Here is a 20,046-nt window from a genome sequence, read left to right as displayed (position 1 = left end):
ACCGAGGGTCCTTGTGACGCGAAAGCAAGGCAAAAATGGGGCGCAGACGTGGAGGAAACGGGTTCTTTACCAACGCGTCGTAACACGGGGTGCACAATGTTTGTGCACCTCAAGGTTGCGCGGCGTCCCATGCTGTGGCCTTGTGGCCATGGGCGCGCGGGGCCCCACGCGCCTGAACGCTGCTGCTGTTTTGCAAGCCGGGGGCAACCGCGAAGGGAGACGCGCCATGACGACCAACCGGGTAGAGCCCAGTTTCCGAGAATCCGTTGACCTGATGTTCAACCGCGCTGCGGCACTTCTGGATTTGCCGCCCGGGTTGGAAGAGAAGATCCGCGTCTGCAACTCTACCTACACAGTGCGGTTCGGCGTGAAACTGCGCGGCGAGGTGCGGACGTTTACCGGATACCGAAGCGTCCACTCCGAGCATACGGAACCGGTGAAGGGCGGTATTCGCTACTCGCTTGGCGTGAACCAGGACGAGGTGGAGGCGCTGGCCGCCCTGATGACCTATAAATGCGCGTTGGTGGAGGCGCCGTTCGGCGGCTCCAAGGGGGGGCTGTGCATCGATCCGCGTGAATATGATGTGGACGAACTGGAAAAGATCACCCGCCGCTTCGCCTATGAGTTGATCAAGCGTGACCTGATCGACCCGGCCCAGAACGTCCCCGCCCCCGACATGGGCACCGGAGAGCGTGAGATGGCGATCATGGCCGATCAATACGCGCGGATGAACACCACCGACATCAACGCGCGCGCCTGCGTCACCGGCAAGCCGCCCCATGCGGGCGGCATCAAGGGCCGGGTGGAGGCAACGGGGCGCGGCGTGCAATACGCGCTTCAGGAATTCTTCCGCCATCCCGAGGATATCGCCAAGGCGGGCATGACCGGCACGCTCGACGGCAAACGCGTCATCGTCCAGGGCCTGGGTAACGTGGGATATCACGCCGCCAAGTTCCTGAGTGAAGAGGACGGCGCCATCGTCACCCATGTCATTGAACGTGACGGGGTGATCCATGACGATCACGGCATCCATATCGAAAGCCTGCACGACTGGATCGTGCAGCATGGCGGTGTGAAGGGCTATCCAAACGGCCACTATCTTGAAGACGGCAAGGCGGCGCTGGAAGAGGCCTGCGATATCCTGATCCCCGCCGCGCTTGAAGGCGTGATCAACATGGAGAACGCCGCACGGATCCAGGCGCAGTTGATCATCGAGGCCGCCAACGGCCCGGTCACGGCAGGGGCCAACGATATCCTGATGGAGAAGGGGACAGTGATCATCCCCGACCTTTACGCCAACGCAGGCGGTGTGACCGTGTCCTATTTCGAATGGGTCAAGAACCTGAGCCACATCCGCTTTGGCCGCATGCAACGCCGTCAGGAGGAATCGCGTCACCAGTTGATCGTGGACGAGTTGGAGCGTCTGGACCGCCACCTTGGCGGCGCGTGGTCAATGACGCCGGACTTCAAGTCAAAGTACCTGCGCGGCGCCGGAGAGTTGGAACTTGTCCGCTCGGGCCTCGACGACACGATGCGCGAGGCTTACGCCGCCATGCGCGAGGTCTGGCACGGCCGCGAAGACGTGCATGACCTGCGGACGGCGGGGTTCCTGGTGTCGATCAGCCGCGTCGCGGCCAGCTATCAGGCGAAGGGCATCTGAGGCGTCTCGGACCCGGCACGTACCCTCTGGAGGTGGCGCCTGTTGCAACGGCGGACCCTCCGGGGGGAGTTGTATTTGGCAAGATGAAAGGGAGCGTGGTGCAAGAGCCCGCATGTAACGTGAAACCTTTCGTTGCGAGGCGGGCAGGCAGCGTAGGGGCTTGATCCAGGGAGGAGCAGCGTTCAGACGTCTTCGCCGCGCTCCACCAGCATCACGATCATCATGTCGGCGACGTTCTTGCCATCTTGCCGCGCTGTCACGCCGCCCACGGCCACCGTGCGCCCCGCGCGCCACCAGACGCCCGGCGCATAGGTGCGCGGGCCTTCGGGCTGTTTCAGGCGGATCAGGAAGCCGCCCGCGGGTTTGAACGCGAAAGCGCCGCGATCCACGCGGGCTACGTTGTCGACGCGGCACAGCACCCGGCCCCCGACCTCTCGCAACTCGGACCGGGTCAGCTCGATCTCACGGGCCGAGGCCTGCCACATCCCGTAGGCCAGCCAGAAACAGCCCGCGCCGAAAAACACGAGAAACAGCATGTAGCCGAAATGCTCGGGCGGGCGCGCGGCGGCGACTGTCCAGACGATCACGGCCAAGGCCGCGACGAAGCCAACCGCCACGACCCGGCGGGCCGGGCGCGGGACGATGGAGGCCAAATGCTCATCCGGGTCGATCTTCTTCTTCCGCGCCATTGCACACCTTTCGTGCCTCCGTGCAGGATAGACGAAGGCTGAGCCCGGTCCTACCTATCGTGAAACCACGCCGCAAGGAGGCAAGCCCATGTCACTTCGTCCCATTCTGGAAACACGTTCCGCACAGCCCACCATGGAGGGCGCGGGCGTCCACCTGCACCGCGCTTTCGGGTTCCACGACCCGAGTGAGCTGGATCCGTTCTTGTTGTTTGACGATTTCCGCAACGACGACCCGGCCTTCTACGCCAAGGGCTTCCCGTGGCACCCCCACCGGGGCATCGAGACGATCACCTACGTGCTGGAAGGCACGGTGGAGCATTCCGACAGCCTTGGGAACACTGGCAAACTGGGGCCCGGATCCGTGCAGTGGATGACTGCGGGCTCGGGCATTTTGCACCAGGAAATGCCATTGGGGAACGCCAAGGGTCAGATGCACGGGTTCCAGTTGTGGGGTAACCTGCCTGCCGCTGACAAGATGACCGCCCCGCGCTACCAGGACATCACCGGTGCCGATATTCCCGAGGTGACCGATGACGATGGCACCCGTGTGCGTGTGATCACGGGCGCGTTCTGGGGCAAGCGCGGCCCGGTCGATGGCATCGCGGCGGACCCGCAATACCTGGACATCAGTGTGCCCGCAGGCGTGAAAAAGACGTTCCGCATCGACACCTACCGCCGGGCTTTCGCCTATGTGTTCGAGGGCGCGGGGGCCTTTGCGGATGCCTCGGGGCCGGAAGGCGTGTTGCTGGAGAAAGAGGTTATGGGCCAGGAGGTCAACATCCGGGACCTGTCGGGCGACAGGACGTTGATCCGCTTTGGCACCGGCGATGAGGTGACGGTGCAGGCCGGTGCAGAGGGCGTGCGCTTCCTGCTGATTTCCGGCGCGCCGATCGAGGAGCCGGTGGCGTGGCACGGCCCGATCGTGATGAACACGCAGGAAGAGTTGCGCACCGCGATGCGAGAGCTGAACAACGGGACGTTCATCAAGCCCGCGCACTAGGGGGCTTTCGCTCTGCCTTTGGCAGAAGCGACCAGGCGAGGGGGGAAGGCCCCCCGCGCGCTCCCCCATGGCGCATGTTGCGGGTGTTCAGACCGGCCCCTGCCACTGCATGAAGGCGAGGCCTGCGCCGATCACCACAAGCGCGCGGAAACCAATCTCGGCGGCCAGAAGGCTGCGCTTCTGACCGGCGCGGGCGCCGGGACGATGCCGCATGAGCGCGTAGCGGACCGTCTCGGCGGCGCGCGTTGCTTGCGCCGGATCGGTGCGCGCGGCCAGTTTGGGGTGGCTCAGGCGGGTCTCCAGCGCGATCAACTCCTGCGCGGCGGTGCGTGCGGGGGCAGGCAACAGCCGCCCGGCCCGGCGCACAGCGCGCGGGAACGTCCGCCCCCGCACCGACAAACGCTCGGCCATGAGGCTGCGAAGCTCTTCGGTCAGGGCTTGATACTGCACGTGATCCATCGAATCGGCCTTCCCCAGTCTGGCACCGGCTAAGGGTAGGCCTTGCGCCCCTTCCGCTCAACCCGCACCGCCCGGCTGGAAATCGGCCGTGATCGCGCGTACTCCTTGCCCCATGTTGGAGACCTACACTTTTGGCGCCGAAACCGCCGCCCCCCCGATCCTGATCGTCCATGGGCTTTTCGGCTCGGCCCGCAACTGGAACGTCATCGCCAAGCGCCTGTCGGAGACGCGCTTCGTGGTCAGCGTCGACATGCGCAACCACGGCCACAGCCCCTGGGCCGCACCCCATGACTACGCGGCGATGGCCGATGACCTGGCGGAGATCGTGGCGGAATTCGGCGGGGTTGCCGATGTGGTCGGTCATTCCATGGGGGGCAAGGCCGCGATGATGCTGGCCCTGCGCGCGCCTTTGGCCGTGCGCAAGCTGGTCGTCGCTGACATCGCGCCGGTGGCCTATGGGCACACGCAGCAGGGCATGATCGACGCGATGCGGGCGGTGAATTTGGCCGTGATCGAGGCGCGGGGGGATGCGGACCGGCAGTTGGCCCTGGCGGTGGACGACCCGGGGGTGCGCGCGTTCCTTCTGCAATCGCTTGATGTGAAGGGGCGGCGCTGGCGGCTCAACCTTGATCAATTGCAGGCCGACATGGCCCAGATCCTGGGGTTTCCGCCCGTTGACGGCGCGTTCGGCGGCGATGTTCTGATGCTGTCGGGCGGGGCCTCGGACTATGTCCAGCCAGCGCACCGGGGGGAGATCAAACGCCTCTTCCCCGCCGCCCGCTTCGCGAAAATTCCGGGCGCGGGGCACTGGCTGCACGCGGAAAAGCCCCGGGAGTTCGAGGCGGCTGTGGGGGCGTTTCTTGGCTGAGATTTGAGGGGCTGTGCAGGGGTGCTCAAGCTTGAGCAGGGTTTTAAGGTGTTGGTTTTGTGGGGTATTTGGATTTTATATAAGAATTGGGGTGGTGTGATTTCCAGGGTTGCTTACGGTGATTTGAATGGGTGGCGGCACGGGGACATGGTACTTCGCGAGATGGCTTTGTAGGGTGCGTCGAACACCAACGATCAAGAGAATTTACAATGTTCTACACTAGGATCGGCAGCTTCATTGCCGCAACAGTCTTCGTCCTTTCTGTTTTCTCAATTGTCTTTGCAGTTGGGCTGCTGTGGAGCGGAAGCGCGGTAGAAGCAATCCAGCAACGCTCTGGAATGACGCCGGGCCAAGCGATTGATCGGGGCATATACGGCATCGTGTTCAGCGTGGCCTTGGGTATTCTCACGGAAATCAGTGGGAAGGTCGGCTACATAGAGGAGAAATTGCCAGAGTCGCCGGAGTAGTGGGCTTAGGAAAGGCCATTTCGGCAACTAGGGTGCGGTTCGACGAGGACACGATGTGGATGGGCCTGGAAAAAGGCCGGACGCTAGGCGTACCGCTGGTGTGGTTTCTTCGGCTACTGGGGGCGGACGCGGCGGCGCAGGAGATTGTGGCGTTCAGGTTGCAGTGGGGGGCGCTGAACAAGGATGTGAGCGTTGTGGAGTTGTTGGAAGGGAAGCGGGGGGCGGCGGCTTGAGGTTGAGGTGGGTTGCACTCACCCTAAACCTGTTGCACTCCGTCACTGTTTAAGCATACCGAAATTCGCTCAGTCCACGTTAGTCGTAATACTAGGTCTTATGCAATGCCATCTATACTGCTGAATCCCGCTGGAGTTTGCATTTATTGCGGTGCGACTGACCAGAAGTTGACCCTTGAACATGTTATCCCGGCGGCGTTTTCTGGGCATATAAGACTTCCAGAGGCTTCCTGTTGCGTTTGCCAGCGACTAATAAATGCCAGTATTGAAGGGAGCTATATCAACCGCGTTGTTGGTCCTCACCGTGCACGTTTACGTCTTAAATCAAGATCAAATAGCATCCGGAGACGGGTTTCATATCCGGTAACGTTTATTTTGGGTGATGGATCTGAAGTGGAGAGATACGTTGATATCGCGGACTATCCCCCATTATTCAGCAGGGTATCGTTTGACGTTCCTTCTTACATACAACAGATTTGGCAAGCTGGGTCAGTTGTTTTTAGTAGCGCTCACACCGAAACTGTAGAATTTCCAAGAACACTTGTTAAGCTCAAAAACAGGTATGAGCCCGAAGCGGTTCAGGTTAAGATTCGAGCATATTTTGAGCAAGAAAAGCTTATAAGACTGCTCTATAAAGTGGCTGTCGGCCTATTCTTTGACTTTCATCCGCAAGGCGTAATGGATTTTCGACTCGGGTCGAAGGTTATAAGTGAATACTCTCGTATATTCAATTCGGAAGATTTATGGATCGCAGAAGATGTTTTCTCTCTCCCATTCAGTTATGAGAGTACCGAACAAACCGCGAGCTATGCCGAAGTGTTCGAAACGCAAGATCATGGAAACCGGGTGATTTACGCGTCATTCCGATTTGTTCCGCGAATTTTTCCCGTTACCTATTTCGTACGAATTCCGTCACCGCTGAACGGCGCATACAAGAAAGTTACGTATGGCCGTAAGCGCAAACAGTTCTTCCGAAGTGAGCCCTGGTAGCCAAAATTCATGTAACTTGAGAACGCGGTGTCTAGTTTGCTGAAAACCATTTACCCATCCATCTTCAACGCTGAAATAAACGCCGACTGCGGGATCTCCACCTTCCCGAACTGGCGCATTTTCTTCTTGCCCGCCTTCTGCTTATCCAGCAGCTTCCGCTTCCGCGACGCATCCCCGCCATAGCACTTCGCCGTCACGTCCTTGCGCATCGCGCTTAGCGTCTCGCGGGCGATCACGCGGCCGCCGATGGCCGCCTGGATCGGGATCTTGAACATGTGGCGGGGGATCAGTTCCTTGAGTTTCTCGACCATGGCGCGGCCACGGGTCTCGGCGCGGTCGCGGTGGACCATGATCGACAGCGCGTCGACGGGCTCATCATTGACCAGCACCTGCATCTTGACCAGCGCATCCTCGCGGTAGCCGATCATCTGGTAGTCGAAACTCGCATACCCTTTGGTAACACTTTTCAGCCTATCGTAGAAATCGAACACCACCTCGTTGAGGGGCAAATCGTAGACGACCATCGCGCGGGTGCCGGCATAGGTGAGGTCCATCTGGATGCCGCGCCGGTCCTGACAGAGTTTCAGGACGTCGCCCAGGTATTCATCGGGCACAAGGATGGTGGCCTTGATCCGAGGCTCCTCGATCCGGTCGATATGGGCGGGGTCGGGCATGTCGGCGGGGTTGTGCAGCTCCACCATAGAGCCGTCGCGCATGTGGACGTGGTAAATCACGCTGGGCGCGGTGGTGATCAGGTCGATGTCGTACTCGCGCTCCAGCCGGTCGCGGATCACTTCAAGGTGGAGCAGGCCCAGGAAGCCGCAACGGAAGCCGAAGCCGAGGGCGGCTGATGTCTCCATCTCATGGGAGAAGGAGGCATCGTTGAGGGCGAGCTTTTCGATGGCGTCGCGCAGGTCTTCGAACTGATTGGTGTCCACGGGGAAGAGGCCACAGAAAACAACGGGTTGGGACGGTTTGAAGCCCGGAAGCGGCTGCGCCGCGCCGCCCTTGTCGTGGGTGATCGTGTCGCCCACGCGCGTGTCACGCACCTGCTTGATGGAGGCGGTGAGGAAGCCGATTTCGCCGGGGCCAAGCTCGGCGATGTCCTGCATCTTGGGGGTGAAGACGCCGAGGCGGTCGACGGGATATTGCCCACCCGTCCGCATCATCTTGATCTTGTCGCCCTTCTTGATGACCCCGTCGATAACCCGGATCAGGACGACGACGCCGAGGTAGCTGTCGTAGTAGCTGTCGACCAGCATGGCCTTGAGGGGGGCATCGCGGTCGCCCTTGGGCGCGGGCAGGCGGGTGACGATGGCCTCCAGCACATCGGGGATGCCGATGCCGGTTTTGGCCGAGATTTCAACGGCTTCCGAGGCGTCGATGCCGATGACATCCTCGATCTGTTCGCGCACGCGGTCGGGTTCGGCGGCGGGCAGGTCGACCTTGTTGAGGACGGGCACGATCTCATGATCCGCATCGATGGCCTGGTAGACGTTGGCGAGCGTCTGCGCCTCGACCCCCTGGGAGGCATCCACCACCAGAAGCGAGCCCTCGACGGCCTGCATGGAGCGGGAAACCTCATAGGCGAAGTCCACGTGGCCGGGCGTGTCGATGAGGTTGAGCACGTAGGTATGGCCGTCCTTGGCGGGGTAGAGGATGCGGACGGTGTTGGCCTTGATGGTGATGCCGCGCTCGCGCTCGATATCCATCTGATCCATGATCTGCGCCTGCATATCCCGCGCGGCGACGGTGCCGGTGAGCTGGATCAGACGGTCAGCCAGGGTGGATTTGCCGTGGTCGATATGGGCCACGATGGAGAAGTTGCGGATGCGGTTGAGGTCGGTCATGGGGACGGCCTTGAAGCGTTGCGTTGCAAGGGGATGTAGCGTGTGGAGGGGGGGGAGGGAAGGGTTAGAGTTCCAACTTGCCCTGCGCCTTGGTGTCCTGTTCGCGCGCGGCCTTTTTGAAGGTGTCGTCGCGGCGGGCGGGCAGGCGGACGGCGCGGTCGCGCAAGCTGAGGGCATCCTCGACCGAGACGATCTGAATGCGCGGCACCGGGTCAAAGCCGTCTTCATGGTGTTGGCCCGCCGCCGCCGCCTCGGCCACCATGGGCTTGGTGGGGGGCGTGAGGGTGAGGAAGATGCCGATCTCGGCGCGCTCGCGCTCGATCACGCCGCGCAGATCTCGGATCATGGCGACGCCGACGTTGTCGCCCGCCTTCACGGACACGATGGCGCGAGAGGTCTTGGCGAAATAGACGTTGCCGTCGATGCCCTTGTCCGCGCCTTTCTTCGAGAGGTTTCCGGGTTGGGCGTTGATCAGCGACAGGGCCCATTTCTCAAACTCGAAATAGTAATTCTTGTCGGTGCGGCCCCGGTTCGCCATGTCACGCGCACCGGAGATATCCTGAGGGACGCCGTGGGTGGTGAACTCGACCTTGGGAAACGCATCGCGCAGGCGCTTTTCGATGAGACCGATGGCGAGGTGGGTGACGTCGATGCCGATCCACTGACGGTCGAGTTTTTGGGCGGCATGGACGGTGGTGCCGCAGCCGCAGAAGGGGTCCAGCACCACGTCGCCGGGATTGGAGGAGGCGGAAAGGATGCGTTCGAGAAGCGCCACGGGTTTTTGGGTAGGGTAGCCGAGGCGTTCTTTTGCTTGGGAGTTGAGCGGAGGGATGTCTGTCCAGATGTCCCCCATCACGCCGCCCTCCATCTCGTTGAGGTAGCGTTTGAGTTGGGGGCGACGCGATGTGTTGAATTCGCCGGTCTCCGTAGTTGGATACCAAATACGGCCCTCGTCATCCAATCGCTGCATGGTTTCGCGTTGGTAGCGCCAGCCCTTTTCAGGAAACGGAAACCCGCGCCATTCATACATCATGTTGGGCCGTGGGCTTGGGCTTGTCATGTTATCGAGGCGATAAGGACCGAGCCCATCGTTGTCGTCTCGTCCATACTTGGACTTGATGTATTCGGCGGAATGAGGTTCGCGGGGTGTATTCCAGATGAAATCTTTTTCAGACTTCGCATAGAATAGGATGCAATCTGCGTTATTGCTCCACGTCTTTGCATCGCTGTGAGTGCTGGTTCGCTTCCAATCAATTTCGTTCTTGAAATTCTTCGGCCCAAACACCGCATCCAGCAGGATCTTGAGGTAGTGGCTCGCCGTGGGGTCGCAGTGCAGATAGAGGCTCCCCGTGGGTTTCAACACCCGGTGAAGCTCCAGCAGGCGCACGGCCATCATCGCCAGATAGGCCATCATGTCGTTCTCACCCAGAAACGACCGCATCGCCCGCAGCATTTCCGCCGCCGCGCCATTACCCGATCGCAGGACCTCGCCAAAGGCCTCCTCCGCCGTGTCGTTCCAGCTCCATGTGTCGTCGAACGCCTCGATCTGTGCGGCACTCTCGTTGCCCGAGGGGCCTTTGAACAGCACGTTGTAGGAGGCATTGGAGTTGAACGGCGGGTCGAGATAGATCAGGTCAACGGTTTCGTCCGCGATGCTCTCGCGCAGCACGGCGAGGTTGTCGCCGTAATAGAGGTGGTTCATCTGCTCTCTCTCCGGCTTCTTGCGCGTTCGGCGTTAGATTTTGTTGGCCGAAGCCTGCAACCTGTGGCGCACGGACGCAAGGCCCCCGGCACGGTGATTTGGCTGGGGCTGGGTGCTTCGAATGGGTGGAGAGCTTCCGTGGCTGCCATAAAGTGATATGAACGGAGGTTGTATCGCCGCACTACGGCCCGCCGATGGCGCGGCGTGAATTGTCGGTGCATGTGGGAGGCTGCGTGTTAGGCTCCACCCAAACCAAGGAGCGCCCCCCATGCCGAACCCTGTCCCGCTGCGAATTGCTGACATCTATGTGCCCGGCCCGCGCAAGAAGACGTTGGAGCCGGACAAGGTGGAGGCCTTGGCCAATGACATCATCGAGAACGGGCAGACGACGCCGATCCGGGTGCGGGAAGGAAAGGGCAGATATGTGCTGCTGGAAGGCCTGCACCGGTTGGAGGCGCTAAGGGCGCTTGGGGAGGAAAAGGTCGTGGTCTACATCACCCAGGCGCGGTTGCACTGAGGGGGCCCTAGCCCCAGACCAGATGCGTCACGTGGTAGAACACGGGGGCTGCGAAGATCACGCTGTCGAGTTGGTCCAGCAGCCCGCCCTGTCCGGGGATCAGGTGGGACCAGTCCTTGACGCCCTTGTCGCGTTTGATCGCGGCAAAGACGAGAGAGCCGAACATGCCGGTGAGCGAGGCCAAGGCGGCCATGGCCGCCGCCCCTGCAACGCCGAAGGGGGTGGTCCAGCTGAGGAGCGCGCCGATGAGGGCGGCGGCGAGCACGCCGGTCACCATCCCCTCGACCGTTTTGGGCGAGAGGGTGGGCGCGATGCGGCGGCGCCCGAAACGGCGGCCTGCGTAGTAGTCGAAGAGGTCTCCGAACTGGACGACCATGGCGAAGAAGACGATCAGCAGGATCGAGCGGTCAGAGCCGTCGGGCATGTCATAGGTCAGAAGCGCGGGCACGTGGCTGATGCAGAAGACGCAGATCATCAGGCCCCATTGCGTCTCGGCCACGCGGGCCAGGAAATTCTGGCTGTCACCGCGCAGGGCGCTGACGATGGGCAGAAGCAGGAAGGCATAGACCGGGATGAAAACGGTGAAAAGCGCGGTCCAATCGAGCGCCACGAAGAGGTATTGCAGCGGCAGGATCACGAAGCATCCCAGCGCCAGCGACAGGTGATCGGCGCGGCGTTTCACGGCATAGGTCAGGTATTCGCGCAGGGCCGCGAAGCTGGCGAAGGCGAACAGAAGGATGACCCCGATGCGCCCGCTGATCACGGCCAGCGACAACAGGATCGCCAGGCCCCACCAGGTGTGGACGCGCATCACGAAAGCCTCGACCACCGGGTTGGAAGTGCCGCGCGGCTGGCGCGCGCGCAGGGCCTCACCCACCAGGGTGAAGGCCAGAAGGATGCCCGCAACGGCGAGGCCCAGGATCAAGATGTCGGTGGTGGTTTGGGAGGTCACGGTCGCGGCTCCGGCGGGGCGAGGGCTTTGAGCGCGTCGGCGGCGCGGGTCAGGAAGGCGTCCTTGCCCTCGCCTTCGGCCACATGGATCGGCGCGCCGAAGGTGACAGTGCAGATCAGCGGCAGGGGAATGACCTCTCCCTTGGGCATGATCTCGTTGAGGTTGGCGACCCAGGTGGGCACGAGGTCCACATCGGGGCGCGCCCGGCCCATGTTGTAGAGGCCCGAGCGGAACGGCAGCAGCGGATCGTCGGTCATGTTGCGGTTGCCTTCGGGAAAGATGATCAGCGAGGAGCCTTCATCGAGGGCTTCGAGGATCTTTGCCATCGGGACTTCGGTCCGCGCCTCGGGCCTGCGGTCGATCAGGACGCAGTTGAACACCTCGGGGCCGATGAAGGCGCGCATCCTGGTCTTGAGCCAGTAATCGGCGGCGGCGACGGGGCGGGTCTGGCGGCGCATGTGGCCGGGAAGGACGGTCCAGATCATCGGCATGTCGGCGTTGCTGACGTGGTTGGCGTAATAGACGCGCTGTTTGGCCACGGGCTCGATCCCGCGCCAATCGGCGCGCACGGCGGTGATGAACCGGGCGACGAAGGCCAGCGCGTGGCCCACGATGCGGGCAGCGATCCGGCGCGGAAGTGACGCGACGTCAGACATTTGGCGGTTGTGGCAGAGCCGCCCGCCTAAAGAAAGAGGCTTGGTGCCTGGCGGGCCCGCGACGGGTGGGGGCGCAAACACGTGAATTGACCGAAATGGCTGCGGTCTGGCATAAGCCCCCCAGAGCAAAACCGGGCAAAAGACCCAAATCCTGAGGCCATCGTCATGAAATTGATTTATCCCGTTCTTGCGGCTGCATTTTTGGCCGTCCCCTCAACCGCCGAGGCCAACCCGATCCAGCGCGCCTGCATGGCGTCGGACCGTTATACCTCACGGTCCTTGTGTTCGTGCATCGGCGAGGCCGCCGACGCCACGCTGTCGCGCAGCCAGATGCGCGAGGGTGCGCGGTGGTTCGATGATCCACAGCGCGCGCAGGACACACGGCAATCGGATCGGGAGCGGGATGAAGAGATGTGGCAGGCGTGGCGCACGTTCTCATCGCTGGCCGAACAGCGGTGCGGCTGACCGGCCCCGGCCTTTGGGCAACGGCGGCGATCGGATGCGGTGCGGCCTTGGGCCTGAGTGCGCCTGCGGGCGCGTTCGTGCTGGGTGGAGAGATCCTGCAACAGACGGGTAACGGCAGCTTCGTGAAGCTTGGCACCGACGCGCCCTTTGCCGTGGGCGCCGATACCTTCGACACCGACGACCTTTATGCCTTTGACGAGGATCAGAATATCCTGCTGGTGGAACCTATTCGCGTGGACATCGGCGGCGGCGATCTTGGCGCGATCCCGGCCGGTACGGTGGTCGCCAGCCACTACGTGTTCTTCGACAGCCTGAATGGCACGCAATATGGCTACGTCGATTTCGACGCGCCGATCCTGGGCATCGCGGCGCAGCAAGAGACCATGGCCGCGACGGACTTCCTTGCCAATACCGCCGTCACCTACCTGAGCCTGGAGCTGCGGGGCCTTGAGCGCGGGGATCAGGTGTGGATCGACGCAGACGACCCATTTCGGCTGTGGGTCTACTGGGCCGGGTCGTCGCCCGGCGACTACATCCGCGTCTTCACCGCGCGCTCCGCGGCGGCAATGATGTGAGCGGCACGGGCCGGGCCTTCGGACACGGTGGCGCGGATGTTAGTTGCGCGGATGGAGCGGGCCATCACTTGGATTAATCCGACTGTTGCTTCCGCCCCAAACCGGACCTTCATGACGTCCGCAGCGAAAGGCAAGAATGAGCCCAATCTGTGAATCTGGTTTTCATGCTGCGTGCGCTCGCAGCGAGGATAATGCTGCAACTGCGTAGATTTCCATGCAGATTCGCAGCAGGAAAAGTGATCATTCAAACAAATCGCAGCGAAGAAAAAAGGCGAAAGGATCAAGTGTGGCTTGTTGCGGCGCGATGCTGTCTTGGAAATGCCGCCTGCACGCACGTCCAAGGACGGCCATTCAATCCAATGCTATGCTTTTGATGTCAGCGTGGTGCTGACGTTTGGGTTTGGAGGGAGGATTGGAGGGCAAATCATGCCAAGAGTCCAACTTCCTGCAGTAACCCCTAGGCGAAAGGCCTGGAACAAAGGGCGGCTCATCGGGCAGAAACGGCCGCTGCTTCCCAAACAAGTCTGGGCAATCCGCGCGCGCCTCGAACTTGCAGGCTACCTGCGCGACCTAGCGCTGTTCAATGTTGCGATTGATAGTAGGCTGCGGGGTTGCGATCTGGTCAAACTCGCCGTGACTGACCTGGTTAAAGAGGGTCGCGTTCGCGAACGCGTTTCGGTGATCCAAAGCAAGACCAAAAAGCCGGTTCAGTTTGAATTGACCGAAAACACACGAGATGCCGTCATTGCTTGGACGAGGTCACCAGAGATGATTGGTTGCCGCTTCATATTTCCGAGCCGCTTCCACGCCCGCCCACACATTTCAACACGTCAATATGGTCGGCTTGTTCGTGATTGGGTGACATCAATTGGGTTGGAGCCGAGCGGCTACGGCACCCATTCGCTCCGTCGAACCAAAGCTGCCGAGATATACCGTAAGACCGGCAACTTGCGCGCAGTGCACCTTTTGCTGGGCCATACGAAGGTCGATAGCACAGTGCGCTACCTCGGTGTCGAACCAGAAGTTGCTCTGACTATCGCAGAGGGCATCGACATCTAAGCGATATCGGCGAACGGTGCTGGCCGTTCGCCGAGGGCTTGGTGAGGTCTGCCGAATTGGAATATGACTATCAGGTTGCAGGTGATGCACAGATCGATTGCTTCATTCCCACAGACCAGTTCGCCTAAGCTCGTGTAACCGGGACGCGTCACAGAGTTTTGCGGCCACGGCCCCCGGGCTCAGCGTCACAAAACCTTCACTTTGAGCCGATCCATAATTCACATATTCATGAATTATGGATACTTTGATTCCCAATCGACTTTCGACACTTGGCCATCCAAACCGGCTAGCCGTGTTTCGGCTACTCATGCGGCGCTATCCTGATCGGGTTCCGGCGACGGAGCTCGCGAATGCGCTCGACCTGAAGCCCAATACGCTGTCCACCTATGTGTCCGGGCTGATGCAGTCCGGCCTGATCCTGCAAGAACGGGTGGGGACATCGTTGCGTTACACGGTGGATATAGACGCGGCGCAAGCGACAATCGGGTTTCTTGTGCACGACTGCTGTCGGGGGCGACCCGAAATTTGTCTTCCTTTTGATCATCATGCAACGCATAGGACTCTCGAAATGGCGGACCGAAAATTCAATGTCTTGTTCATCTGCACCGGCAATTCCGCCCGGTCGATCTTTGCTGAAGCCATCCTGCGCGACCTCGCGCCGGAACGTTTCAATGTATATTCGGCGGGTACAAAGCCGAAATCGGAGCTGAACCCCTTCGCCCTGGAGGTGTTGGAGCAGAACGGCCATGACGTGTCTGCCCTTCGCGCCAAGAATGTCGGAGAGTTTCAGGGCGAAGATGCGCCAACCTTGGATTTTGTGTTCACCGTTTGTGATCAGGCCGCCAACGAAGAATGTCCCGCATGGCAGGGTCAGACAATCAGCGCCCATTGGGGGCTTCCGGATCCGGTCAAGGTTGATGGTACGGATGCCGAAAAGGGCCTTGCGTTTCGTCAGACCTATGGCGCGTTGCGCAACCGCATGACGGGGTTTACCGCGCTGCCGATCCCGGCGCTTGATCGTATTTCCCTGCAAAAGGCCGTCGATGACATCGGCCAAATCAAAGACAATGGATAGACCAATGACAGTTTACGCCCTCAACGGCCTTGGCCGGATTGGTAAGCTCGCACTGAAACCATTGTTGGTGCGCGGCGCAAAGATCGCTTGGATCAACGACGCGGTGGGTGATCCCGAAATGCACGCGCATCTGCTGGAGTTTGATACGGTCCACGGACGTTGGGACGCCGAATTTAGCTATGACGACGACAGCGTGACCATTGATGGCACGCGGCTGCCCTTCATCGGCACCCGCGACATCGCGGACCTTCCGCTGGACGGTGTTGATGTGGTGATCGACTGCACAGGCGTGTTCAAATCCCAGGCGAAACTGGCCCCGTTTTTTGAGGCGGGTGTGAAAAAGGTCGTTGTTTCGGCCCCGGTCAAGGATGGGAATGCAGCCAATATCGTGATGGGCGTGAACGATGACATCTACGATGCGGATCGCCACAATATCATCACCGCGGCCAGTTGTACGACGAACTGTCTTGCCCCCGTGGTGAAGGTGATCCACGAGAACTTGGCGATCAAACACGGATCGATCACCACGATCCATGATGTGACAAACACCCAGACCATCGTGGATCGCCCCGCCAAGGATTTGCGCCGTGCGCGATCAGCCTTAAATTCCCTGATCCCGACGACAACGGGCAGTGCGACGGCGATCACGCTGATCTACCCGGAACTGACGGGGCGGTTGAACGGCCATGCGGTGCGGGTGCCGCTGCTGAATGCCTCACTGACCGATTGTGTGTTTGAGGTGGAACGCGCAACGACCGCAGAAGAGGTGAATGCCCTTTTCAAAGCCGCGTCCGAGGGCGAGTTGAAGGGCATCCTTGGCTACGAAGAACGTCCGCTGGTGTCGACGGATTACACCAACGATGAACGCTCAAGCATCGTGGATGCGCTATCGACCATGGTGATCAACGGCACGCAGGTGAAAATCTATGCGTGGTATGACAACGAAATGGGCTATGCACACCGCTTGGTGGATGTGGCGTTCATGGTTGGGGACAGTCTGTGACCACAGCGCGGCCCGAAGGTCTTTCAGCCTACATCGCGGTGACAGCGGCCTATTGGGCGTTTATGCTCACCGACGGGGCGTTGCGGATGTTGGTGCTGTTGCACTTTCATACGCTGGGATTTTCACCCGTGCAGCTGGCCTATCTGTTTGTGCTATACGAGATCGCAGGCGTCGTGACGAACCTGTGCGCAGGCTGGATCGCGGCGCGGTTCGGGCTGACATCAACCCTTTATGCGGGGATTGGGTTGCAAGTCGTCGCCTTGTTGGCGCTGGCGCAGCTTGATCCCGCATGGGCTGTTGGGGCGTCGGTGGTGTTTGTGATGTTGGTGCAGGGCGCAAGTGGCGTCGCCAAGGATCTGGCCAAGATGTCGTCTAAATCGGCGGTCAAATTGCTCGCCCCCACACTTGATGCGGGATTGTTCCGCTGGGTCGCGTTGCTGACGGGGTCCAAGAATATGGTCAAAGGCTTGGGGTTTCTGCTGGGTGCCGCGCTTCTGGGAACGGTAGGTTTTGTGGGCGCGGTGCTGGGGATGGCTGCGGTTTTGGCGGCGATCCTGATCGCCGTGTTGGCCTTCATGCCGGCGGGCCTGCCCAAGGGGCGCAAGGACGCGAAATTCACAGAGGTCTTTTCCAAATCGTCCAACGTCAACTGGCTAAGCGCTGCGCGGGTTGTGCTGTTCGGCGCACGGGATGTCTGGTTCGTGGTCGGCATCCCGATCTATTTTTACGCCGTTCTGTCGGATGGCACGACGGACGGAAATCGCACGGCGTTCTTCCTGATCGGGACATTCATGGCCGTGTGGGTCATTCTTTACGGGTTAGTGCAGGCCAACACCCCACGCATCCTGCGCGCCAAAACGCGCCCCACAGCTGAACTGATCACAGCGGCACATGGATGGGCTTGGGCGCTGGCGGTGGTGCCTGCGGTTCTGGCCTTGGCAGCTCTGGCGGCGAATGGTCCGCAAAATTGGCTAACGCTCTGCGTGGTCGCTGGCCTGTTGGTGTTCGGGGCACTCTTTGCAGTGAACTCCTCGCTCCATTCCTTTCTGATCTTGTCGTTCACAAAGGCGGAACGCGTCACAATGGACGTCGGATTCTACTACATGGCAAACGCGGCGGGGCGTTTAATCGGGACGCTTGCGTCGGGGCTTAGCTATCAAATCGGGGGACTTCCGCTGATGCTGGGGATCGCGGCGGGCATGGTCGCGCTCTCCGCCGTCGCGGTGAGTTTCCTGACACCCGAAGAGCAACAAGCAGCTTGATACCTTTGGCTCTGCGTCGCTGTCGGCGTTGTGTTTTGGCACCATACAATTTGGCGGCACAGCCGATGCTTTGGCGAGCCGTGCGCATCGACTGACACCGGATCAGCGATTTATGGGGTAGGCCATTTAACGGTCCGCGCCTTCGCCTACCGGTTACAATTCCATATTTCGCTCCCGCGGGGGGCCGCTGCATCAAGCGCGCTTTGACACCCGAAATAATAGGAAGAAACATGACTGTTCGCACGCTTTTTATGACATCTTCACTCGCTTGTTTTGCGCTGCCAGCCTTCGCACAAGACATGAATTTCAACCGGATCGCGTCGTTTCAGGTCGCAGATAACCTACCGAACTCCGAAGAAACCCCTGCCGAGATTATTGCCGCCACCGCCGACGGGATGACGCTGGTCTATACAGACAGCCCCGGTGCCTCGATCGGCTTCATCGACATCACGGACCCCGCAAATCCTGCCCCCTTGGGTGTGTTTATGCTAGAAGGCGTGCCCACATCCGTTGCCGTTATCGGAAACTACGCACTTGCCGGCGTGAACACATCTGCCAGCTACACAGAGCCATCGGGCTTTCTCGTTGAAATCGATGTGACCACGCAAGAATAGGTCGGCCATTGCGAACTGTCCGGCCAACCCGACAGCGTTGGCATTGCGCCATACGGATCCTTCCTTGCCGTGGCGATTGAAAACGAGCGTGACGAAGACCTTGGCGATGGCCGCGTCGGACTTCCTTGCCAATACCGCCGTCACCTACCTGAGCCTGGAGCTGCGGGGCCTTGAGCGCGGGGATCAGGTGTGGATCGACGCAGACGACCCGTTTCGGCTGTGGGTCTACTGGGCCGGGTCGTCGCCCGGCGACTACATCCGCGTCTTCACCGCGCGCTCAGCGGCGGCAATGATGTGAGCGGCACGGGCCGGGCCTTCGGACACGGTGGCGCGGATGTCAGTTGCGCGGATGGAGCGGGCCATCACTTGGATTAATCCGACTGTTGCTTCCGCCCCAAACCGGACCTTCATAACGTCCGCAGCGAACGGCAAGAATGGGCCCATACCTCCCAAATTGCTGCAATGAGGCGAATGGCCGTTCTCCGGTACGTCCGGGTGGCGAAATGCCGCCCTCGTGAAAATCGACCGCGCTGCTAGTGACAACGAAATACTTTCAAGGAGAACATGATGCCACCCGTAGAACTGCTTGTTCCATTTCTGGCCGCGACGGCGATATTCGCGTTCACCCCCGGCCCTGGAATGCTCTACATGGCCGTTCAAACAATAGCACATGGAGCGAAGGCGGGATGGCTCAGCTCCATCGCATTTCACCTCGCGTCCTATTTGCACATCTTTGCGGCTGCCTTCGGTGTAATTGTTCTTTTGAAAACCGTGCCAGTCGTGTTGGTCGTTCTCAAGGTAATTGGAGGGTTCTACCTGATTTGGATGGGAATTCGACTGTGGAAACGCCCAAGCAGCGATGTTCCAACAGTCCAGTCATCCGACGCGCAATCTGCTCGTAGGGCTTTTCGCGATAGTCTCACCATCGAAGTACTAAACCCGAAATCCGCACTCTTCTACTTTGCCTTCCTTCCCCAATTCACAACACTAGATGCGACCTCTCCGTTTTGGTTGCAAATCCTAGCACTCGGCATCATCGCCAATGTAGCCTTCAGCCTTTCGGACATCGTTTGTATCGTTTTTGCTCGACTTGTCGCTGCCAAAGCTGCAGCGTCGGCCCGCCTTGTCGCATGGGGGCGATGCCTCGGAGGCACCGTTCTTATCGTATTGGGTGCAAGGATCATCGCGGATGCGCGTTAGCTCAGCGGACATTCACCACCGGCAACGGAACGGCGGCTTTGTCCCGCAGAGCAAACGTTAGAGCGAACCGCAGCGAAGCGCCGCTTCCCGCCCGTTGCTGCCGTCTATGCCGTTTCAGCCGGCACCTTGGGCGCCAAGCCGCCGTTCGCCGGGCCATGAACTGGCGGTGCCCACCCTGCGTGGGTCGCAGGGTGGGGCCATTCAGGGACTAGCCGTCGGTGCCGTGGCCCGCGCCGTTCATTTGCATGGTGCCGTTGCCTTCACCATTCATCTGCATGTTGCCATGGCCACCCATCGTGGGCTGACGCTCGTTGTCGATGATGATGGTATGGGTCAGGGGCTCTGCGTGCTCGAAGGTGAACGTGACCTCGATCTCTTCGCCCTGGACCAGCGGCTCGGTCAGGCCAAGCATCATTACATGCAAGCCGCCGCGCTGGAGCGTGATGGTTTCACCGGCGGGGATGGCGAAGCCCTCCTCGACCTCGACCATGCGCATGATACCGGAGTCCTCCTGAATGTGGGTGTGCAGTTCCAACCGCTCGGCGGCGGTGGACTCGGCGGCGATCAGGCGGTCATCCACGTCGGTCGGGTTGAAGATGGTCATGAAGGCCGCGCCCGATTGGGCCAGGGGACTGGCAGAGCGCGCGTAGGCGTCCTCGATCACCATTTGAGCGGACGCAAGGGCGGGGAGCACCGCGAAGGCGGTGGCAAGAAGCGTTGTCTTGAAGGTCATGAGTGTCTCTTTTCGTG

Annotated in this window: 23 protein-coding genes; 15 read left to right on the top strand and 8 right to left on the bottom strand. The window is 60.7% G+C overall.

The window, feature by feature from the left end; translation table 11 throughout:
• Nucleotides 1-226 precede the first annotated feature (226 nt).
• Nucleotides 227-1,660 (top strand): Glu/Leu/Phe/Val family dehydrogenase, encoded by a 1,434-nt coding sequence (locus KUL25_RS10800; protein ID WP_257892940.1) that lies wholly within the window; start codon nt 227-229, stop codon nt 1,658-1,660.
• 182 nt (nt 1,661-1,842) lie between these two features.
• On the opposite strand, the gene KUL25_RS10795 is transcribed toward KUL25_RS10800, so the two are convergent.
• Nucleotides 1,843-2,349: a hypothetical protein gene (locus tag KUL25_RS10795; RefSeq protein ID WP_257892939.1), complete on the bottom strand. Its 507-nt coding sequence runs from the start codon at nt 2,347-2,349 to the stop codon at nt 1,843-1,845.
• A gap of 88 nt (nt 2,350-2,437) precedes the next feature.
• Between KUL25_RS10795 and KUL25_RS10790 the strand changes: the two genes are divergently transcribed.
• Complete coding sequence (locus tag KUL25_RS10790) at nt 2,438-3,349, top strand: pirin family protein (RefSeq protein WP_257892938.1); 912 nt, start codon at nt 2,438-2,440, stop codon at nt 3,347-3,349.
• Nucleotides 3,350-3,436: 87 nt separating this feature from the next.
• Here the strand turns inward: KUL25_RS10790 and KUL25_RS10785 are convergent, their stop codons facing one another.
• On the bottom strand, nt 3,437-3,808 hold the full coding sequence (locus KUL25_RS10785) for a hypothetical protein (RefSeq protein WP_257892937.1): 372 nt from the start codon (nt 3,806-3,808) through the stop codon (nt 3,437-3,439).
• 112 nt (nt 3,809-3,920) lie between these two features.
• Between KUL25_RS10785 and KUL25_RS10780 the strand changes: the two genes are divergently transcribed.
• From KUL25_RS10780 to KUL25_RS10770, 3 genes are all read left to right on the top strand, one after another.
• The gene (locus KUL25_RS10780; RefSeq protein WP_257892936.1) at nt 3,921-4,676 is read left to right on the top strand and encodes an alpha/beta fold hydrolase; all 756 of its coding nucleotides are present in this window, start codon (nt 3,921-3,923) and stop codon (nt 4,674-4,676) included.
• A gap of 209 nt (nt 4,677-4,885) precedes the next feature.
• Nucleotides 4,886-5,143, top strand: a complete 258-nt coding sequence (locus KUL25_RS10775; RefSeq protein WP_257892935.1) for a hypothetical protein — start codon at nt 4,886-4,888, stop codon at nt 5,141-5,143.
• A gap of 32 nt (nt 5,144-5,175) precedes the next feature.
• On the top strand, nt 5,176-5,376 hold the full coding sequence (locus KUL25_RS10770; protein WP_257892934.1) for a DUF2442 domain-containing protein: 201 nt from the start codon (nt 5,176-5,178) through the stop codon (nt 5,374-5,376).
• 1,040 nt (nt 5,377-6,416) lie between these two features.
• On the opposite strand, the gene lepA is transcribed toward KUL25_RS10770, so the two are convergent.
• Together lepA and KUL25_RS10760 are read right to left on the bottom strand one after the other, a co-directional pair.
• On the bottom strand, nt 6,417-8,216 hold the full coding sequence (lepA, locus tag KUL25_RS10765; RefSeq protein ID WP_257892933.1) for a translation elongation factor 4: 1,800 nt from the start codon (nt 8,214-8,216) through the stop codon (nt 6,417-6,419).
• A 64-nt stretch (nt 8,217-8,280) separates the two neighbouring features.
• Nucleotides 8,281-9,918, bottom strand: a complete 1,638-nt coding sequence (locus KUL25_RS10760) for a DNA methyltransferase (protein ID WP_257892932.1) — start codon at nt 9,916-9,918, stop codon at nt 8,281-8,283.
• Nucleotides 9,919-10,186: 268 nt separating this feature from the next.
• Here KUL25_RS10760 and KUL25_RS10755 point away from each other — a divergent pair, with 268 nt between their 5' ends.
• Entirely contained in the window at nt 10,187-10,435 is a 249-nt protein-coding gene (locus KUL25_RS10755) for a ParB N-terminal domain-containing protein (RefSeq protein ID WP_257892931.1), read from the top strand.
• A gap of 7 nt (nt 10,436-10,442) precedes the next feature.
• Here KUL25_RS10755 and KUL25_RS10750 read toward each other — a convergent pair whose 3' ends face one another.
• Together KUL25_RS10750 and KUL25_RS10745 are read right to left on the bottom strand one after the other, a co-directional pair.
• Nucleotides 10,443-11,387 carry a phosphatidate cytidylyltransferase gene (locus KUL25_RS10750; RefSeq protein ID WP_257892930.1) on the bottom strand — a complete coding sequence of 315 codons (945 nt, stop codon included), beginning with the start codon at nt 11,385-11,387 and terminating at the stop codon, nt 10,443-10,445.
• Complete coding sequence (locus KUL25_RS10745) at nt 11,384-12,043, bottom strand: lysophospholipid acyltransferase family protein (protein WP_257892929.1); 660 nt, start codon at nt 12,041-12,043, stop codon at nt 11,384-11,386. The genes KUL25_RS10750 and KUL25_RS10745 overlap by 4 nt, the downstream gene beginning before the upstream one ends.
• Before the next feature lie 165 nt (nt 12,044-12,208).
• Here KUL25_RS10745 and KUL25_RS10740 point away from each other — a divergent pair, with 165 nt between their 5' ends.
• Together KUL25_RS10740 and KUL25_RS10735 are read left to right on the top strand one after the other, a co-directional pair.
• A complete protein-coding gene (locus tag KUL25_RS10740; RefSeq protein WP_068363795.1) occupies nt 12,209-12,508 on the top strand; it encodes a hypothetical protein in 300 nt (99 codons plus the stop codon).
• Entirely contained in the window at nt 12,466-13,083 is a 618-nt protein-coding gene (locus KUL25_RS10735; RefSeq protein ID WP_235602214.1) for a protein kinase family protein, read from the top strand. Before KUL25_RS10740 ends, KUL25_RS10735 begins: the two co-directional genes overlap by 43 nt.
• Here KUL25_RS10735 and KUL25_RS10730 read toward each other — a convergent pair.
• Nucleotides 13,038-13,367: a hypothetical protein gene (locus KUL25_RS10730; RefSeq protein WP_257892928.1), complete on the bottom strand. Its 330-nt coding sequence runs from the start codon at nt 13,365-13,367 to the stop codon at nt 13,038-13,040. The two genes, KUL25_RS10735 and KUL25_RS10730, sit on opposite strands and share 46 nt — an antisense overlap.
• A gap of 142 nt (nt 13,368-13,509) precedes the next feature.
• On the opposite strand from KUL25_RS10730, the gene KUL25_RS10725 reads away from it, so the two are divergent.
• The 7 genes from KUL25_RS10725 (at nt 13,510) to KUL25_RS10695 (ending at nt 19,296) form a co-directional block, all read left to right on the top strand.
• Nucleotides 13,510-14,142, top strand: a complete 633-nt coding sequence (locus KUL25_RS10725; RefSeq protein WP_257894847.1) for a tyrosine-type recombinase/integrase — start codon at nt 13,510-13,512, stop codon at nt 14,140-14,142.
• 235 nt (nt 14,143-14,377) lie between these two features.
• Nucleotides 14,378-15,217, top strand: coding sequence for an arsenate reductase/protein-tyrosine-phosphatase family protein (locus KUL25_RS10720; protein WP_257892927.1), 840 nt, complete (start codon nt 14,378-14,380; stop codon nt 15,215-15,217).
• Nucleotides 15,218-15,221: 4 nt separating this feature from the next.
• Entirely contained in the window at nt 15,222-16,220 is a 999-nt protein-coding gene (locus tag KUL25_RS10715; protein ID WP_257892926.1) for an ArsJ-associated glyceraldehyde-3-phosphate dehydrogenase, read from the top strand.
• Complete coding sequence (gene arsJ, locus KUL25_RS10710; RefSeq protein ID WP_257892925.1) at nt 16,217-17,482, top strand: organoarsenical effux MFS transporter ArsJ; 1,266 nt, start codon at nt 16,217-16,219, stop codon at nt 17,480-17,482. The genes KUL25_RS10715 and arsJ overlap by 4 nt, the downstream gene beginning before the upstream one ends.
• Before the next feature lie 230 nt (nt 17,483-17,712).
• Entirely contained in the window at nt 17,713-18,096 is a 384-nt protein-coding gene (locus tag KUL25_RS10705) for a hypothetical protein (protein WP_345790976.1), read from the top strand.
• Nucleotides 18,097-18,184: 88 nt separating this feature from the next.
• Entirely contained in the window at nt 18,185-18,394 is a 210-nt protein-coding gene (locus KUL25_RS10700) for a hypothetical protein (protein ID WP_257894924.1), read from the top strand.
• 269 nt (nt 18,395-18,663) lie between these two features.
• Entirely contained in the window at nt 18,664-19,296 is a 633-nt protein-coding gene (locus tag KUL25_RS10695) for a LysE family translocator (protein WP_257892924.1), read from the top strand.
• 208 nt (nt 19,297-19,504) lie between these two features.
• Here the strand turns inward: KUL25_RS10695 and KUL25_RS10690 are convergent, their stop codons facing one another.
• Nucleotides 19,505-20,029, bottom strand: a complete 525-nt coding sequence (locus KUL25_RS10690; RefSeq protein ID WP_257892923.1) for a copper chaperone PCu(A)C — start codon at nt 20,027-20,029, stop codon at nt 19,505-19,507.
• Nucleotides 20,030-20,046: the final 17 nt, after the last annotated feature.

Origin of the sequence: Gymnodinialimonas phycosphaerae (assembly GCF_019195455.1) — a bacterium.
GTDB lineage: Bacteria > Pseudomonadota > Alphaproteobacteria > Rhodobacterales > Rhodobacteraceae > Gymnodinialimonas > Gymnodinialimonas phycosphaerae.
Note: the sequence above shows the minus strand (reverse complement) of the source record. Positions and strands in the feature narration are given on the sequence as shown.

What these genes read in the sequence shown, in the direction of transcription:
- KUL25_RS10800 (WP_257892940.1), top strand. Translation starts at nt 227, where the DNA reads ATGACGACCAACCGGGTAGAGCCCAGTTTCCGAGAATCCGTTGACCTG.
- KUL25_RS10795 (WP_257892939.1), bottom strand. Translation starts at nt 2,349, where the DNA reads ATGGCGCGGAAGAAGAAGATCGACCCGGATGAGCATTTGGCCTCCATC.
- KUL25_RS10790 (WP_257892938.1), top strand. Translation starts at nt 2,438, where the DNA reads ATGTCACTTCGTCCCATTCTGGAAACACGTTCCGCACAGCCCACCATG.
- KUL25_RS10785 (WP_257892937.1), bottom strand. Translation starts at nt 3,808, where the DNA reads ATGGATCACGTGCAGTATCAAGCCCTGACCGAAGAGCTTCGCAGCCTC.
- KUL25_RS10780 (WP_257892936.1), top strand. Translation starts at nt 3,921, where the DNA reads ATGTTGGAGACCTACACTTTTGGCGCCGAAACCGCCGCCCCCCCGATC.
- KUL25_RS10775 (WP_257892935.1), top strand. Translation starts at nt 4,886, where the DNA reads ATGTTCTACACTAGGATCGGCAGCTTCATTGCCGCAACAGTCTTCGTC.
- lepA (WP_257892933.1), bottom strand. Translation starts at nt 8,216, where the DNA reads ATGACCGACCTCAACCGCATCCGCAACTTCTCCATCGTGGCCCATATC.
- KUL25_RS10760 (WP_257892932.1), bottom strand. Translation starts at nt 9,918, where the DNA reads ATGAACCACCTCTATTACGGCGACAACCTCGCCGTGCTGCGCGAGAGC.
- KUL25_RS10755 (WP_257892931.1), top strand. Translation starts at nt 10,187, where the DNA reads ATGCCGAACCCTGTCCCGCTGCGAATTGCTGACATCTATGTGCCCGGC.
- KUL25_RS10745 (WP_257892929.1), bottom strand. Translation starts at nt 12,043, where the DNA reads ATGTCTGACGTCGCGTCACTTCCGCGCCGGATCGCTGCCCGCATCGTG.
- KUL25_RS10740 (WP_068363795.1), top strand. Translation starts at nt 12,209, where the DNA reads ATGAAATTGATTTATCCCGTTCTTGCGGCTGCATTTTTGGCCGTCCCC.
- KUL25_RS10725 (WP_257894847.1), top strand. Translation starts at nt 13,510, where the DNA reads ATGCCAAGAGTCCAACTTCCTGCAGTAACCCCTAGGCGAAAGGCCTGG.
- KUL25_RS10720 (WP_257892927.1), top strand. Translation starts at nt 14,378, where the DNA reads ATGGATACTTTGATTCCCAATCGACTTTCGACACTTGGCCATCCAAAC.
- KUL25_RS10715 (WP_257892926.1), top strand. Translation starts at nt 15,222, where the DNA reads ATGACAGTTTACGCCCTCAACGGCCTTGGCCGGATTGGTAAGCTCGCA.
- KUL25_RS10705 (WP_345790976.1), top strand. Translation starts at nt 17,713, where the DNA reads ATGACTGTTCGCACGCTTTTTATGACATCTTCACTCGCTTGTTTTGCG.
- KUL25_RS10695 (WP_257892924.1), top strand. Translation starts at nt 18,664, where the DNA reads ATGCCACCCGTAGAACTGCTTGTTCCATTTCTGGCCGCGACGGCGATA.
- KUL25_RS10690 (WP_257892923.1), bottom strand. Translation starts at nt 20,029, where the DNA reads ATGACCTTCAAGACAACGCTTCTTGCCACCGCCTTCGCGGTGCTCCCC.